At 60.6% G+C, this 13,499-nt stretch carries 11 protein-coding genes and 1 tRNA gene; 2 read left to right on the plus strand and 10 right to left on the minus strand.

Features of this window, described 5'->3' with window-relative positions; genetic code table 11:
• Positions 1 to 47 precede the first annotated feature (47 nt).
• From boxC to SULPSESMR1_RS13610, 8 genes are all read right to left on the minus strand, one after another.
• Positions 48 to 1,709 carry a 2,3-epoxybenzoyl-CoA dihydrolase gene (boxC, locus tag SULPSESMR1_RS13575; protein WP_089421310.1) on the minus strand — a complete coding sequence of 554 codons (1,662 nt, stop codon included), beginning with the start codon at positions 1,707 to 1,709 and terminating at the stop codon, positions 48 to 50.
• Between the two features lie 118 nt (positions 1,710 to 1,827).
• Entirely contained in the window at positions 1,828 to 2,274 is a 447-nt protein-coding gene (locus tag SULPSESMR1_RS13580) for a DUF309 domain-containing protein (RefSeq protein ID WP_089421311.1), read from the minus strand.
• On the minus strand, positions 2,267 to 3,079 hold the full coding sequence (locus tag SULPSESMR1_RS13585) for an alpha/beta fold hydrolase (RefSeq protein WP_089421312.1): 813 nt from the start codon (positions 3,077 to 3,079) through the stop codon (positions 2,267 to 2,269). The genes SULPSESMR1_RS13580 and SULPSESMR1_RS13585 overlap by 8 nt, the downstream gene beginning before the upstream one ends.
• Positions 3,076 to 4,623 carry a benzoate-CoA ligase family protein gene (locus tag SULPSESMR1_RS13590; RefSeq protein ID WP_089421313.1) on the minus strand — a complete coding sequence of 516 codons (1,548 nt, stop codon included), beginning with the start codon at positions 4,621 to 4,623 and terminating at the stop codon, positions 3,076 to 3,078. The genes SULPSESMR1_RS13585 and SULPSESMR1_RS13590 overlap by 4 nt, the downstream gene beginning before the upstream one ends.
• A gap of 104 nt (positions 4,624 to 4,727) precedes the next feature.
• A complete protein-coding gene (locus SULPSESMR1_RS13595) occupies positions 4,728 to 6,530 on the minus strand; it encodes a feruloyl-CoA synthase (protein WP_089421314.1) in 1,803 nt (600 codons plus the stop codon).
• A gap of 11 nt (positions 6,531 to 6,541) precedes the next feature.
• Positions 6,542 to 7,894 (minus strand): TRAP transporter large permease, encoded by a 1,353-nt coding sequence (locus SULPSESMR1_RS13600; protein ID WP_089421315.1) that lies wholly within the window; start codon positions 7,892 to 7,894, stop codon positions 6,542 to 6,544.
• Positions 7,895 to 7,900: 6 nt separating this feature from the next.
• Positions 7,901 to 8,482 (minus strand): TRAP transporter small permease, encoded by a 582-nt coding sequence (locus SULPSESMR1_RS13605; protein WP_089421316.1) that lies wholly within the window; start codon positions 8,480 to 8,482, stop codon positions 7,901 to 7,903.
• Positions 8,483 to 8,563: 81 nt separating this feature from the next.
• Positions 8,564 to 9,604, minus strand: a complete 1,041-nt coding sequence (locus SULPSESMR1_RS13610; protein ID WP_089421317.1) for a TRAP transporter substrate-binding protein — start codon at positions 9,602 to 9,604, stop codon at positions 8,564 to 8,566.
• A gap of 458 nt (positions 9,605 to 10,062) precedes the next feature.
• Between SULPSESMR1_RS13610 and SULPSESMR1_RS13615 the strand changes: the two genes are divergently transcribed.
• Positions 10,063 to 11,163 carry an AbrB family transcriptional regulator gene (locus SULPSESMR1_RS13615; protein WP_157729017.1) on the plus strand — a complete coding sequence of 367 codons (1,101 nt, stop codon included), beginning with the start codon at positions 10,063 to 10,065 and terminating at the stop codon, positions 11,161 to 11,163.
• Between the two features lie 74 nt (positions 11,164 to 11,237).
• Here SULPSESMR1_RS13615 and SULPSESMR1_RS13620 read toward each other — a convergent pair.
• Both SULPSESMR1_RS13620 and hemE read right to left on the minus strand, forming a co-directional pair.
• Positions 11,238 to 11,314, minus strand: a tRNA-Met gene (locus SULPSESMR1_RS13620).
• A gap of 53 nt (positions 11,315 to 11,367) precedes the next feature.
• The gene (gene hemE, locus SULPSESMR1_RS13625) at positions 11,368 to 12,402 is read right to left on the minus strand and encodes a uroporphyrinogen decarboxylase (RefSeq protein ID WP_089421319.1); all 1,035 of its coding nucleotides are present in this window, start codon (positions 12,400 to 12,402) and stop codon (positions 11,368 to 11,370) included.
• 79 nt (positions 12,403 to 12,481) lie between these two features.
• Between hemE and hemC the strand changes: the two genes are divergently transcribed.
• The gene (hemC, locus tag SULPSESMR1_RS13630; protein ID WP_275888371.1) at positions 12,482 to 13,456 is read left to right on the plus strand and encodes a hydroxymethylbilane synthase; all 975 of its coding nucleotides are present in this window, start codon (positions 12,482 to 12,484) and stop codon (positions 13,454 to 13,456) included.
• The last annotated feature ends 43 nt before the right edge of the window (positions 13,457 to 13,499 follow it).

Raw genomic sequence — 13,499 nt, forward strand, 5'->3', positions numbered from 1 at the left:
CACCTGCGGTTTTCGAGATGGCACGCGGCTGCGCACCAAAGGTTCAGTTACACGCGTTCCATGTTGTAATCGCCGCGCTTGCCCGTGCCGTAGCGTTGCAGCGCGCCATCTGCGCCAACCGCGTTGGGGCGGTTGAAAATCCAGTTTTGCCAAGCAGTCAGGCGGCCGAAGATGCGGGTTTCCATCGTTTCCGGTCCGGCAAAGCGCAGGTTGGCCTCCATCCCTGTCATCGCATCGGGCGAGAAGCTGGCGCGCTCTTCCATGAAGATGCGGATCTCGTCCTCCCAGTCGATGTCATCAAGGATCATGGTCACAAGACCCAGTTCTTCGGCCTCTTCGGCCTCTAGCTGCTCGCCCATGGCTGCCTTGGCTTTGTCTACCGCTTCGGGTTCTCCCAGAAAACGGGTTTCCAGACGGGTCAGGTCGTTCGACATCGGCATCGGGCCGAAATTCGCACCCGTCAGAGTGATCGTCGCCATCGGCCGGTTGTCCCCGTCAAAGGCGTCTTCCATCATGTAACTGCGATCCACCGAGAACAGGATTTCAGCAAGGATACCGGTAAAGCACGATCCGTGTTCGACCAGCGCCACCATGCTGCGCGAGGTCACGTCAATCCGTTTCAGGATACGCTTCCAATACTTCAGCACTTCGTTGGCCAGCCAGTGACCAGCGTTGTCCATTAACAACGCTTCATGCGCTGCAAAACCTTCGGGGTCGCCTTGGGTGCGGAACACCAACAGGCCCGCTTCCATTTCATTCAGGCGCAGATGCAATATGGCGTCATCAAGCTGACGGGCCAAACGCAGCAGATACGCAGCATCGCCTTGGGCAGTGAACGCGTTCATATCAACGGGGGCGGCCTCATCCGGACCTTTGATGGTGATCGTAGCACGACGGGCGGCGCGTTCCACAACCACTTCGACCAGCTCGTAAGACACGCTGCCATCATCCGCAATTTGCCGGTCAATCGGGTTCAGAGTGATGCCCTGCGCCACGTCCGCCTTGTCCGAGCTGCCGGCGAACTCGCGGGCCCGCTGCTGTACGGTTTCGTCGAATTTCGAGTTTGCAATAACCTCGTCCACCAGACGCCATTCTTGCGCCCGCTTGCCCCGCACGCCTTCCTCGGTCGAACAGAAGATATCGGCGCGGTCGCGGCGCACCTTGCGTTTGTCGGTAACGCGGGTCAGCCCGCCAGTGCCCGGCAGAACGGCCAACAGTGGCACCTCGGGCAGAGACACCGACGACGTGCTGTCATCGGTCAGCATGATGTGGTTGCACGCCAGCGCCAGCTCGTATCCGCCGCCTGCACATGCGCCTTTGACGGCAGCGATGTATTTCTGGCCGCTGTCGGCCTCAGCGGCCTCGAAGGTGTTGCGGGTCTCGTTGGTGAATTTACAAAAGTTCACTTTGTGGCTGTGCTGGGCGCCGCCCAACATCCGGATATTTGCACCGGCGCAAAACACTTTGTCCTTGCCCGACTGCATCACCACAACTTTGACTTCGGGGTGTTCGAACCGCATCCGCTGCACCACATCAGCCAGTTCAATGTCCACACCCAGATCATAGCTGTTCAGCTTCAACTGATACCCGTCGAACAGGCCTGCATCTTCGTCCACGTCCATGAACAGATTGGCCACAGGGCCATCATATGCGACGCGCCAGTGGCGGTATTTGCTGGGGTCGGTGCGAAAATCAATGATTTTGGTCACGGTGTCAGTGTCCTTTTGGCGGAGTGCATATTGGTCTGCACTGGCTTGTTGTGTAGTATAGTTACAAAGTTAGGCGATTTCAGCCAACACAAAGGCGCAATACTGCCGCCTTATGGCACTATAATTCACCATTTGTCACCCGCTTGGCCAGTTCGGCGGTATTGTCAGCCCATTCCAGCAACTCGGGCGGTGTCGCGCCCGGAATCGGTCGACTGGCGCGGCCTGCAACCAGATGTTCCTGCACCATCACACACAAACGCAACGTGGCCTTGGGTCGCCCCATCGCCAGTTTCAGACGCGCATTAGCCAGTTGGATCACCGCCTGCACCATATGCCGTTCGACAGAAGGATCGGGCAGCGCCAGCCAGACAGCTTCAAGCACCTCGTGGCATTCCCAGAAGTAGCCGGCGTGCAAATAGTCCAGTCCGGCGCGCATTGCAGGACTGTCAAAAGGGTCGGCATCGATGGTTTTCAGCGGATCGAACCAGCCCTCGGGGTGGCGGGCCGTCTGGCCGGGCACATAGGCGTGCGTCGGCGCAGGGGTGCCGCCAGGTAACTCAGGCAAGCTCCACCTCGGCCTCTTCCATACGTTTCAACCGTGCGCAGAATTCGGTGATGGCAGCAACGGTCTGTTCGGTGGCTTCGCGGTGCGGCGCATGGCCGACACCGTCCAGAACCAGCGTTTCCAGCGGCGAATAGATACGCCCGTCAATCTCGTCGATCTGCGCCATCGTGCCATAGGGATCGTCCGTGCCCTGCACCGCCAGCACCGGAATCCGCCAGTGGTCGATACAGTCCGCAACATTCCATGCCGCGTAATCGGGATGCGTCCAGATGTCGTGCCAGCCGTAATAGGCGTTGTCGGGGCGGGCGTGATACTTGGCCAGCTTCTGTTTCAAATCACCGGTTTCATAGGCGGTCTTGGTCGCAGCAATCGCCGCCAACCCGCCCGCTTCGGTAAAGAAATGCGGCGCAATCAATATCAGCCCGCGCACCCGCATGTCGCTGACGCTGCCCGCATAGATCGCGGCAATCGTCGCCCCGTCGGAATGGCCCAGCAGTACGCAATCCTGCACACCAGCCGCATCCAGCAGCGGACCCAGAACGTCCACCGCCTCGCGCGTTTGATAATCCAACGGGCGCGGCAAAGCGGCCGCGCTGGACTGCCCATAGCCCGCTCGTGAATAGGCCAGCACGCCAAAGCCTGTCCGGTCCGCCAATTGCTGCGGCAGATCGCGCCATTGCGCCACACTGCCAAGGCCTTCGTGCAGCATCACCAGTGTCGGCGCATCCCCCGGAGCTGCGCCAAAGCAGGCGTATTCCAACGATGCCCCGTCAATCTCGATAAATCCATTGGTCCAGTCCATCATGCGTCCTCGCGTAGTTTAAAGCGCTGGATCTTGCCAGTTGCCGTCTTGGGCAATTCATCGACGCAGGCGATCCAGCGGGGATACTTCCATTTGCCGATTTTCGTTTTCACATGCTCTTTCAACGCCGCCTCGATGCCTTCGGACGACACGCCCGCGTTCAGCACCACATAGGCTTTGGGCTTTTCCAGCCCGTCATCATCCCGCGCAGCCACCACGGCGGCCTCAAGCACGTCCGCGTGGCTGATGATAGCGCTTTCGACCTCGAAGGGGCTGACCCAGATGCCCGAGACCTTGAACATATCATCGGTGCGCCCGCAGTAGATGAACCGCCCGTCGGCGCGGCGTTCGTATTTGTCGCCGGTGCGGGTCCATACGCCCTCGAATGTGACGCGTGATTTCGCGCGCTGGTTCCAATAACAGCTTGCTGCGCTGTCGCCTTGCACCAACAACTCGCCAACCTCGCCTGTGGCCACGTCCTCGCCCGCCTCGTTCACCAGCCGCACGGAATACCCCGGCACCGGCACACCCGAGGTGCCATAGACAACATCGCCGGGGCGGTTGCTGAGGAAAATGTGCAGCATCTCGGTCGAACCCACACCATCAAGGATTTCGACGCCCGTGTGTTTCTCCCACCGGTTGCCCACATCCTCGGGCAGTGCTTCGCCTGCGGAAATGCAACTGCGCAAGGGGGCCGCGGGGGGCCCGCTCTTGTCCATAAAGGCCACTATCGCCGCATAAAGCGTGGGCACACCGCAGAAAATGGTTGGCTTTTCGGTGTTCAGAATGTCAATCACAGCATCCGGCGTAGGGCGGCCCGCGAACAATACCGTGGTGGCACCCGCAGCCATCGGAAAGGTCATCGCGTTGCCCAGCCCATAGGCGAAAAAGAACTTCGCCGCCGAAAACACAACATCGTCCTCGCGCACGCCCAGCACCTGCGCACCATAGGTATCGGCGGTGGCCTTCAGGCTGGAATGGATATGGTGCACGCCCTTGGGCTGACCCGTCGAACCCGAGGAATAGAGCCAGAAGGCAACTTCGTCTGGGCATGCATCAAAAGCCGCTGCGGGTGCTTCGGCGCTTTCGACAAAAGTCTGGTAGGCAATTGTGCCAGCCTGCACCCCGTCACCGATCAGGATGACATGCTTCACAAACGGATTGTCCGCCAGCGCGGGCGCAACTGTGTCATACAGCGCCTCGGACACGAACAAGGTGGTGGCGCGGCTGTCGCGCAGGATCGCGTCATAGACCGACGTAGCCAGCAGGGTGTTCAGCGGAACCGGAACGACCCCAGCCTTAATCGCGCCCCAGAATATCTGCGGAAATTCGATGGTGTCCAACACCAGCATGGCAACACGCTGTTCAGGCACAATTCCATGCTGCGAAAAGGCCGCCGCCACACGCCCCGAAACCTCTTCCAAAGCCTCGTAAGTCAGGCTGCGCCCGCTGCCGTATTCGCGAAAGGCAACCTTGTCGCCGCGACCCTCTTGAACATGGCGATCCACGAAATAGCTGGCTGCATTCGCGCTGGCTAAGCTGCACATTGACGCTCCTCCCAAAGACATCCCAAATATGCGCTATCGTGCGCCTATTTCAGAGTATCGCAACAGGATGAGCGCGTTTGCGCAACTTATTGCAAGATCGTGCGCTAAATCGTAATGGCTGCCGGATCGGCGTCATCGTAAAGACGGTCCACCAGCACCGCGCGACGGCTGAGCAGCTTGGCGAAGTTGATGTTGCCCTTGGCGGTGACTTCGCCTTCGCCCATGTCGGGCGGCTCTGACAGAATCAGCGCGCGGGTGACGCGGGTGGCAGAGCCTGTGGCCTCCGTCGCCTTATCGCGCAAACGGGCGCGTAAAATATTGGCCAGCGCGGGGCTGATACAGGCACCGCCGTCGGTTTCCATATCAATCTGCGCCTTTTCGATCGCCGCGCGGTTCGGCACGATCAGCAGCCCGATCTGGTCACGCCCTTGCCCCGTCACCACGATGTCGGCCACATAAGGGGCCAACAACCCCAACATCACAAGCCGCAGGTTCGCCGCCTGCACCCATGTACCTGTCATCAGCTTGAAATCTTCGGAAATGCGCCCGTCAAAGCGCAGCCCAAGGTTCGGGTCACCCGCATCGACAAAACGCATCGCGTCACCGGTGATAAAAAAGCCTTCGTCGTCAAAAGCTTCAGCGGTCTTGGCCGGATTGTTCAGATAGCTTTGCATGATCGACGGCCCGCTGACCCGCACGTCGCAGCGCATATCGGCATCTGGCACCAGCTTGACCGTGACGCCGGGCAGTGGCACGCCTACGGTGCCAGCGCCTTCGGTCGGCACCTGTTGCAACAGCGCAGCGGGTGCGGTTTCGGTCAACCCCCACGACGAGGTGATCAACGGCACGCGCCGACCTGTCCGGGCCGCCAGTTCTTCCAGCCCGACCCACGTTTCCTGCGGCAGGGACGCACCTGCGTAAAAGATCATATCAAGGTCGCGGAAATAGCTTTCACGCAGGGCATCATCGCTGCGCAGCGCGGTCAGCAACTGGGCAAAGCCCACTGGCACATTGAAGCTGACCGTGCCGGGCACCATCGCGAGGTTCTCAAGAGTGCGCCCGAACAGCGCCGGCAGCGGTTTGCCGTCGTCGATATACAGGCTGCCGCCGCCCGACAGCACCATGTTAAAATTATGCGACCCGCCAAAAACGTGGTTCCACGGCAGCCAGTCCACGATCACCGGTGGGCGCTGGCGCAAAAACGGCAGACCTTGGGCCAGTTGGGTCTGGTTGGTCGTCATCATCCGTTGGGTGGTCAGCACCCCCTTAGGGTCCGAGGTAGAGCCCGACGTCAGCAGGATTTTCGCCACCGTATCCGGCCCGACCTTGGCAAAGGCGGCATCCACACCCGCATCGGAATGGGCCAGCAGATCGGCAAAGGGGGTCGCCCCCGTTTCACCGGGGCTTGATGCGATTGCAGGGCATTTAGCCCGCGCCAAACCCGCCGCATAGGCTGCGCCATCAACGGCAAAGACCCGCGCGGGTTTGATCAGGTTCACCACATAATCCAGCCGCCCGTGCGCAGCAGGGATCAACGTGTATTGCTCGGCCACTGGCACCGTTGGCACGCCAACATAGTGCGCGCCCAGCGTCAGCAGCGCGTGGTCGATGCTGTTGCCGGACAGGATCAACACCGGCGTGTCCGCCCCCATGCCCTGCCCCAAAAACCAGCCCGCAATCGCCCGCGCCTTTTGCCGCGCGCTGGCATAGGTTTCGCGCCGCCAATCCGCGCCCGAGCGTTCGGCCAGAAAAACGGTATCCGGCGTGGCTCGCGCCCAATGGTCCAGCCAGACACCGCTGTTGCGCGCCACCTCGCCCAATGGCGTATCGGCGGTCAGCACGATGGTTCCATCCGCACGATTCTCGCGCGTCACCGAATGTGGGGCAAGAATTGGCGTGTGGGTCATGGCGTCGCCTTTCAGGGGATCAGGAACAGGGTGATGGCAGGAAAGGCGACAAGGATCGCAACCCTGACAATATCACTACCGACAAAGAACATCACAGCCTTGTAGGTCTCGGTGATTGGCGTGGTGCGATCCATCGCGTTGATGATGAACAAATTCATACCGACGGGCGGCGTGATCAGCCCGACCTCGACCACGATCAGCACCAGAATGCCAAACCAAATCGCGACATGCTCGGGTGTCATGCCGAAATCCATCACCGATATGACTGGAAAAAAGATCGGAACTGTCAGCAGGATCATCGACAGGCTGTCCATCACGCAGCCAAAAACCAGATAAAAAACCAGAATGATGATCAGCACCATCCACGGGCTGAAGCCCTGACCAAGCACATAATCGGCCATAAATTGCGGCACGCCCGACAGCGCCAGAAAGCCGTTATAGAACCCCGCCCCCAGTACGATGAAAAAGATCATCGCGGTTGTTTTGGCAGTGCCGATCAGTGAATTGCGGAACACCGCCCAGTTCAGGTTGCCCGAAACCAGCGCCACCAGCCCGGTGCCCGCAGCACCCACGGCAGAACCTTCGGTCGGCGTGAACCAGCCCGCATAGATGCCCCCCACCACAAGACCAAAGATCAACAGCACAGGCCATGTTTCCGCCAGCGCCGCCCAGCGCTCTGACATCGGCTGCGGTTCGCGGGTGCCTGCGGAATCAGGATAGAGACGCACATAGATCGAGATGGTGATGACATAACCCAGCGCCGCAAGGATGCCGGGGAGAAAGGCAGCAAGGAACAGTTTGGCGATGTTCTGTTCAGTGATGATCGCGTAAATCACCAAAATGACCGAGGGCGGGATCAGGATGCCCAGCGTGCCGCCAGCCGCCAGCGTCGCCGTTGAAAACCCGCCCGAATAGCCGTAGCGGCGCAATTCCGGCAGGGCCACGCGGCTCATGGTGGCGGCAGTGGCCAATGACGACCCGCAGATCGCGCCAAAACCTGCACAGGCCCCGACAGAGGCCATCGCAACACCGCCGCGCCGGTGCCCAAGAAAGCTCTCAGCGGCCTTGAACAGCGCCGTAGACATGCCCGACAGTGTGGCGAACTGGCCCATCAGCAAAAACATCGGAATGATCGTCAAAGAATAGCTGGAAAAAGTCGAATAGGTCTCGGACTTCAGCTTGGCCAGCAGCGGCGTGGGGTTGCCGTTCATCGCGAAATACCAGCCGCCAAATCCGCACAACAGCATGGCAAGGCCAATGGGCGCACGCAAAAAGATCAGCCCCAGCAGGATCGGAAAGGACCAAAACCCAAGCTCGAGACGGCTGAGGTCTGCCAGCGGCAAAAGATCAAGAAACCATTCCATTGTCGGTTATTTCCCCATCGGGTCGTTGGGCAGGATCGCACGGCTCAGGGCCACTTCGGCGATACGGGCGCAGGCACAATAGACTGCGGTGACAGAGGCGACGGTGGCCGCTGCCAGACTGGCGGCATAGCTCCACCAGACGGGAAATTCGAGAAACAGCGTGGTTTCGCCATTGTTCACATAACGCATCATGCCGTCCGACAGCCGCCATGTCAGAAATACGATCGTTACCGACAGCACGATTTCCCAAAACGCCCGCAACACCATCAGCGCACGCTGAGGCAAAGCCGAGGTAAACACATCCACCGTCGCGTGGCCGGCATAGAGTTGGCAGACCGGAAAGAACGAGAAAATGGCAAAGGCAACGCCCGCCTCAAGCAACTCGTAAGAGCCGTTGATCTCGCCCACACCCGCATTGATTGCCCAGTTCGACAGCCCGCCAAAGGCTGATTGCGCAAAGTCTGTGTGAAACAGCTTGCTCAGACTGCGACCGGCGATCGACAGGGTTGTCAGTACAATCAGTAAAACAAGAACCAGACCGCCGAGAACGGCAGTGGCACGGGCAAGCCAGGTGACCAGGCGTGTCATGAGGACTCCGGTTTTGGGTAATCAGGAAGAGAAAGTGCTGCGGCGCGTGCCTCCACACGCCGCAGCAGCGTGCCAGTCAGGTTACTGGCTGTACTTTTCCATCAGCATGGTGGCCTCGTCGATCAGGGCCTGACCGTCGATACCCTTGGTCTCCATGTCGGCAATCCACGCGTCATAGACAGGCTGGGCCGCTTCACGCCACGCTTTGGCGTCTTCTTCGGGCACGGTGACGATGTTGTTTCCCAAAGCAACTGCAGCTTCGCGTGCCGGACCATCAGAATCGGCCTGAGTGCCACCGGCAAAGACCGAGAATTCCACACCCGAGTTGTCGTCGATCACCTTTTTCAGATCATCGGGCAGCGCCTCATAACGGTCTTTGTTCATCGCCAGAACGAATGTCAGAACATACAGCGCCTTGCCTTCGAACTCGGTGTGGTTTTTCACCAACTCCGGCACTTTCAACGCGCTCGTAACTTCCCACGGGATCGTGGTGCCATCGATCACGCCTTTGGACAGGCCTTCGGACACGGCAGGCACGGGCATGCCAACGGGCGTTGCACCCAGTTCCGACAGATAGTTGTTGATCAGACGCGAACCGCCGCGAATTTTCAGGCCTTCCATGTCGGCGGGAACTTTCACTTCACGATTGGCGTGGATCATGCCGGGTCCGTGTACCCAAGTGCCCAGAATATGTACGTCTTTGAACTCTGTGTCCTTCATGTGCGTTTCGAACATTTCCCAATACGCGCGGCTTGCGGCGCGGGCATCGGTCATCATGAACGGCAGTTCGAACACTTCGGTCGACGGATAGCGACCGGGGGTATAGCCCACAACGGTCCAGACAACATCGGCAACGCCGTCAATCGCTTGATCCATCAGTTCTGGCGGCGTGCCGCCCAGTTGCATCGACGGATAGCGGTCCACCTTGATGCGGCCACCGCTGTCTTTTTCGACATTGTCGGCCCAAACGTCCAGTACCAGACGGGGCACGTTGGCTTGCGCTGGCAGGAACTGGTGCAGACTTAACGTGACCTCTTGCGCGGACGCAGGTGCAATGCCCATCCCCAGCGCCAGCGCTGCGGCGCCTGCCAGTGACAGAAATGATTTACGCGTGATATTCATGGTCTTCCTCCCTAAAGATGCACTCTTGCGGCGCATCGGTCTTGTGTCGTTGCGGCCGATTGGTAGGGCAAGGTTGTTGGGCTGTCACCCAAATTTGTAACCTTTAACCGCACCCGCAACAAAGGTGCTGTTTGACAATAGTGCAAGATAGAACAAACTTTGGCTATTGACGGATCACTTAATACAGCACCTCGGACCCGCTTCGGCGTGCAGGTGTTGTTTTCCTGCGGGAATTGACGAACCTGCGGCAAAATAATTGGCACAATAATGCCACAGGCTAAAGCAAGCACCCCTGATTTACCCGAAAAATCTGACGATGGCTGTGCGAAACCACCAAGCCCACAACATGCTACAGCATTGACCCCCGGTAGTAGAATCGCCACGCGGGCTGGAATTCGGCAACTGTCTCTGTGCAAATGGCGTGAAACACCGCGAAAGCAGCGCCGAACACCATGCCAATGACCCTAGCAGACCTGCACGCCGAACTACGCCCCACCAGTCTGATCCTGCTGATCGGTGCGATCGGTGCTGCCATTGCGCTCTGGCTGGGTGTGCCGCTGCCCTTTCTGCTTGGCGCATTGATACTGGTTGGCGCTTGGTCGGTCTGGCGCAGTGCCGGCGTGCCCGACACCTCGCCGCGGCCCATGCTGCAAACCCTGCGCAAAGCCTGCGTGTCGCTGATCGGAGTGATGATCGGCGCCACGTTTTCGCCCGCGTTGCTGGAACAATTGCCGCAGTTATGGTTGTCGGTGATGGCCGTGATCCCCTTTGTCGTGATCACCCACGCGCTCAGCTTTCTGATTTACCGCAGGCTGGCACGGTTGGACCGCGCCACCGCCTTTTTCGCCGCCATGCCCGGTGGATTGATCGAAGCCGTAACGCTGGGCGAGGCCGCAGGCGCCGACCCGCGCCTGCTGAGCACCCAGCATTTTGCCCGAGTCGTTCTGGTGATTGTGGCAATCCCCACGGCCTATTACCTACTGACCGGCATCGTGGTTGGCAGCGCCGCAGGGCAGTCATTTGACGCCACGCCTGCGGGGCTGCTTGATCTGGTGGAACTGGCCATTCTGTGCGTGATTGGCATCTGGCTGGGCCGCAAACTGCGCCTGCCTGCGTCCTATATGATTGGCCCCATGCTGCTCAGCGCAATTGCCCACGGTTCCGGCGTGCTGGACGTGGCAAGCCCGTGGTGGCTGCTGGCAGCGGCGCAACTGGTGATCGGAGCGGGTTTGGGAGCTCTTTTCGCCGGATCGTCGCTACGCAGCCTGGGGCGGGCGTTCGGGTTCGGCTGCATCAGTGTGGCCGCGATGTTGGCCGTAGCCGTCGCCTTTGCTTCTGCTCTGGCGCCGTGGTCAAGCCTGCCGTTCATCGCGCTGGTCATCAGCCTTGCGCCGGGTGGGGTGACCGAAATGGGGCTGGTCGCACTCAGTTTGGGTATCAGCCCTGTGGCGGTGACGGTCCACCATCTGTTTCGCATCGTTCTGACAGTCAGCATTGCGGGCTGGGCCTTGCCGCGTTTGCGCCAGCACGACCGCGCCGATGCGCCCGACCTGTTATAAGCCATCAGCCCTAAACCAAGGCGCGCCGCATGGGCGGACGGCAATCGGGAAAAGCCCTGAATGTTGGTTGGAAATGGTGGCGTGGGGGAGACTTGAACTCCCGACCTATCGATTATGAGTCGATCGCTCTAACCAACTGAGCTACCGCGCCATCGGCGTGCGAAGTATGACAGGCACGCGGTCAGGTCAACCCTGAAACGGACGTTATCCTTCGCGAACCGTATCTATCATCCGTTGGACGTTGTCGGGGTCGGCATCCGGCGTGATTCCGTGGCCCAGATTGAAGATATGCGGGCCTTTGGAGAACGCCCTCACGATCGCCCGCGTTTCGTCCACCAGCGACTGGCCACCTGTGACCATATGGTGAGACGCCAGATTGCCCTGCACGCAGCCGTCGACCTGCACATTGGCCGCCGCCCACTCGGGCGACACCGAATTGTCCAGCGCCACGCAATCGACGCCGGTGGCCTTGGCAAAGCCTATGTATTTCTCGCCCGCCTCGCGCGGGAAACCGATGATCGGAATGCCGGGATGCCGCGCCTTGAGTGCTGCGGTGATCTGGCGGGCGGGCTCCAGGCTGTAGCGGTCGAAATCCGCACCCTTCAGCGAACCGGCCCAGCTGTCGAAGATCTTGACCACCTCGGCACCGGCGTCGATCTGCGCCGACAAGTATTCGATGGTGGCCTGCGTGATCCGCTCCAGCAGCGCCTCGAACAGCGCGACATTCTCGGCCTTCAGCGCGTGCGCAGGCCCCTGATCCTTGGTCCCTTGGCCCGCGATCATATAGGTGGCCACGGTCCACGGCGCGCCGGCAAAGCCGATCAGCGTGGTCTCGCGCGGCAGCGCTTCGGTCAGCAGGCGCACAGTCTGATAGACCGGCGACAGCGTCTCGTGAATGTCCGAGACCGGACCCAGCTTGTCGAAATCCGCTTGCGTGGTGACCGTGCTCAGGCGTGGCCCTTCGCCGGTGACAAACCACAGGTCCGCGCCCAGAGCCTGTGGCACCAACAGGATGTCGGCAAACAGGATCGCGGCGTCAAAGCCATAGCGGCGGATCGGCTGCAAGGTGACCTCGCAGGCCAGTTCGGGGTTGTAGCAGAGCGACAGGAAATCACCCGCCTGCGCGCGCGTCGCCTTGTACTCGGGCAGATAGCGCCCCGCCTGCCGCATCATCCAGATCGGCGGCACTGCTTGGGTCTCGCCTACCAGTGCGCGCAAAATCGTCTTGCCTTCGGTCATCCGCTGTCCCCTTCTTGCTGCGCCCGAGGTCTATTGGCGAGGGGCACTTGTCAAGTCGGGCCTGCAGTGGCAGGACACCGTGACACACCTTCTCCCAACCAAAGGCCCGCACAACGTGACCCTGCCATCCCCCGACCGCCCTCTGAAAATCGGCACCCGTGGATCGCCGCTGGCGATGGCGCAGGCCTATGAAACACGCGACCGTCTGGCCGCCGCATTCGATCTGCCGCAAGAGGCGTTCGAGATCGTGGTGATCAAGGTCACCGGCGATCTGATACAGGACCGCCCGCTGAAAGAGATCGGCGGCAAGGGTCTGTTCACCCGCGAAATCGAACAGGACCTGTCCGCAGGCAAGATCGACATCGCGGTGCATTCGATGAAGGACATGCCGACAGAGCAGCCCCCCGGCCTGCTGCTGGACACCTATCTGCCGCGCGAGGACGTGCGCGACGCTTTCGTGTCGCCCACTTACAGCGCCATCGCAGAGCTGCCGCAGGGGGCCACTGTCGGCACTTCGTCGCTGCGCCGTCGTGCACAATTGCTGCACCGCCGCCCCGACCTGAATGTGGTCGAATTTCGCGGCAATGTGCAAACCCGCCTGCGCAAGCTCGCTGATGGCGTGGCCAAGGCGACCTTTCTGGCTGCCGCAGGGCTGAACCGCCTGAACATGGCCGACGTGCCCGCCACCCCGATCGACCCCGCCGACATGCTGCCCGCTATTGCCCAAGGGGCCATAGGGATCGAACGCCGCGAGGGTGACGCCGCCACCGCCCGTCTGCTTGCGGCCATCCACGACACGCCCACCGGGCAGCGTCTTGCTGCGGAACGTGCCTTTCTGGCCACGCTCGACGGCTCGTGCGAGACGCCCATCGCGGGCCTCGCCCTGCTGGATGGCGACACGCTGACCTTACGCGGCGAAGTGCTTCGCCCCGACGGCTCCGAGGCGATCAAAGGCACCCGCACCGGCCCGATTGCCGATGGCGCGCACATGGGCCGCGACCTTGCCCAAGAGCTTTTGTCCAAGGCAGGCCCAGACTTCTTCGACTGGCACTAGCACCTTCATCTTGCCCGAAAAACTCCGGGGACGGCGCGTCAGC

It is taken from the genome of Pseudosulfitobacter pseudonitzschiae, from assembly GCF_002222635.1.
Classification (GTDB): domain Bacteria; phylum Pseudomonadota; class Alphaproteobacteria; order Rhodobacterales; family Rhodobacteraceae; genus Pseudosulfitobacter; species Pseudosulfitobacter pseudonitzschiae_A.

Excerpts from the sequence above, each read along its gene's own strand:
- SULPSESMR1_RS13585 (WP_089421312.1), bottom strand. The coding sequence starts at position 3,079 with ATGATGGACTGGACCAATGGATTTATCGAGATTGACGGGGCATCGTTG.
- SULPSESMR1_RS13590 (WP_089421313.1), bottom strand. The coding sequence starts at position 4,623 with ATGTGCAGCTTAGCCAGCGCGAATGCAGCCAGCTATTTCGTGGATCGC.
- SULPSESMR1_RS13595 (WP_089421314.1), bottom strand. The coding sequence starts at position 6,530 with ATGACCCACACGCCAATTCTTGCCCCACATTCGGTGACGCGCGAGAAT.
- SULPSESMR1_RS13600 (WP_089421315.1), bottom strand. The coding sequence starts at position 7,894 with ATGGAATGGTTTCTTGATCTTTTGCCGCTGGCAGACCTCAGCCGTCTC.
- SULPSESMR1_RS13605 (WP_089421316.1), bottom strand. The coding sequence starts at position 8,482 with ATGACACGCCTGGTCACCTGGCTTGCCCGTGCCACTGCCGTTCTCGGC.
- SULPSESMR1_RS13610 (WP_089421317.1), bottom strand. The coding sequence starts at position 9,604 with ATGAATATCACGCGTAAATCATTTCTGTCACTGGCAGGCGCCGCAGCG.
- SULPSESMR1_RS13615 (WP_157729017.1), top strand. The coding sequence starts at position 10,063 with ATGACCCTAGCAGACCTGCACGCCGAACTACGCCCCACCAGTCTGATC.
- hemE (WP_089421319.1), bottom strand. The coding sequence starts at position 12,402 with ATGACCGAAGGCAAGACGATTTTGCGCGCACTGGTAGGCGAGACCCAA.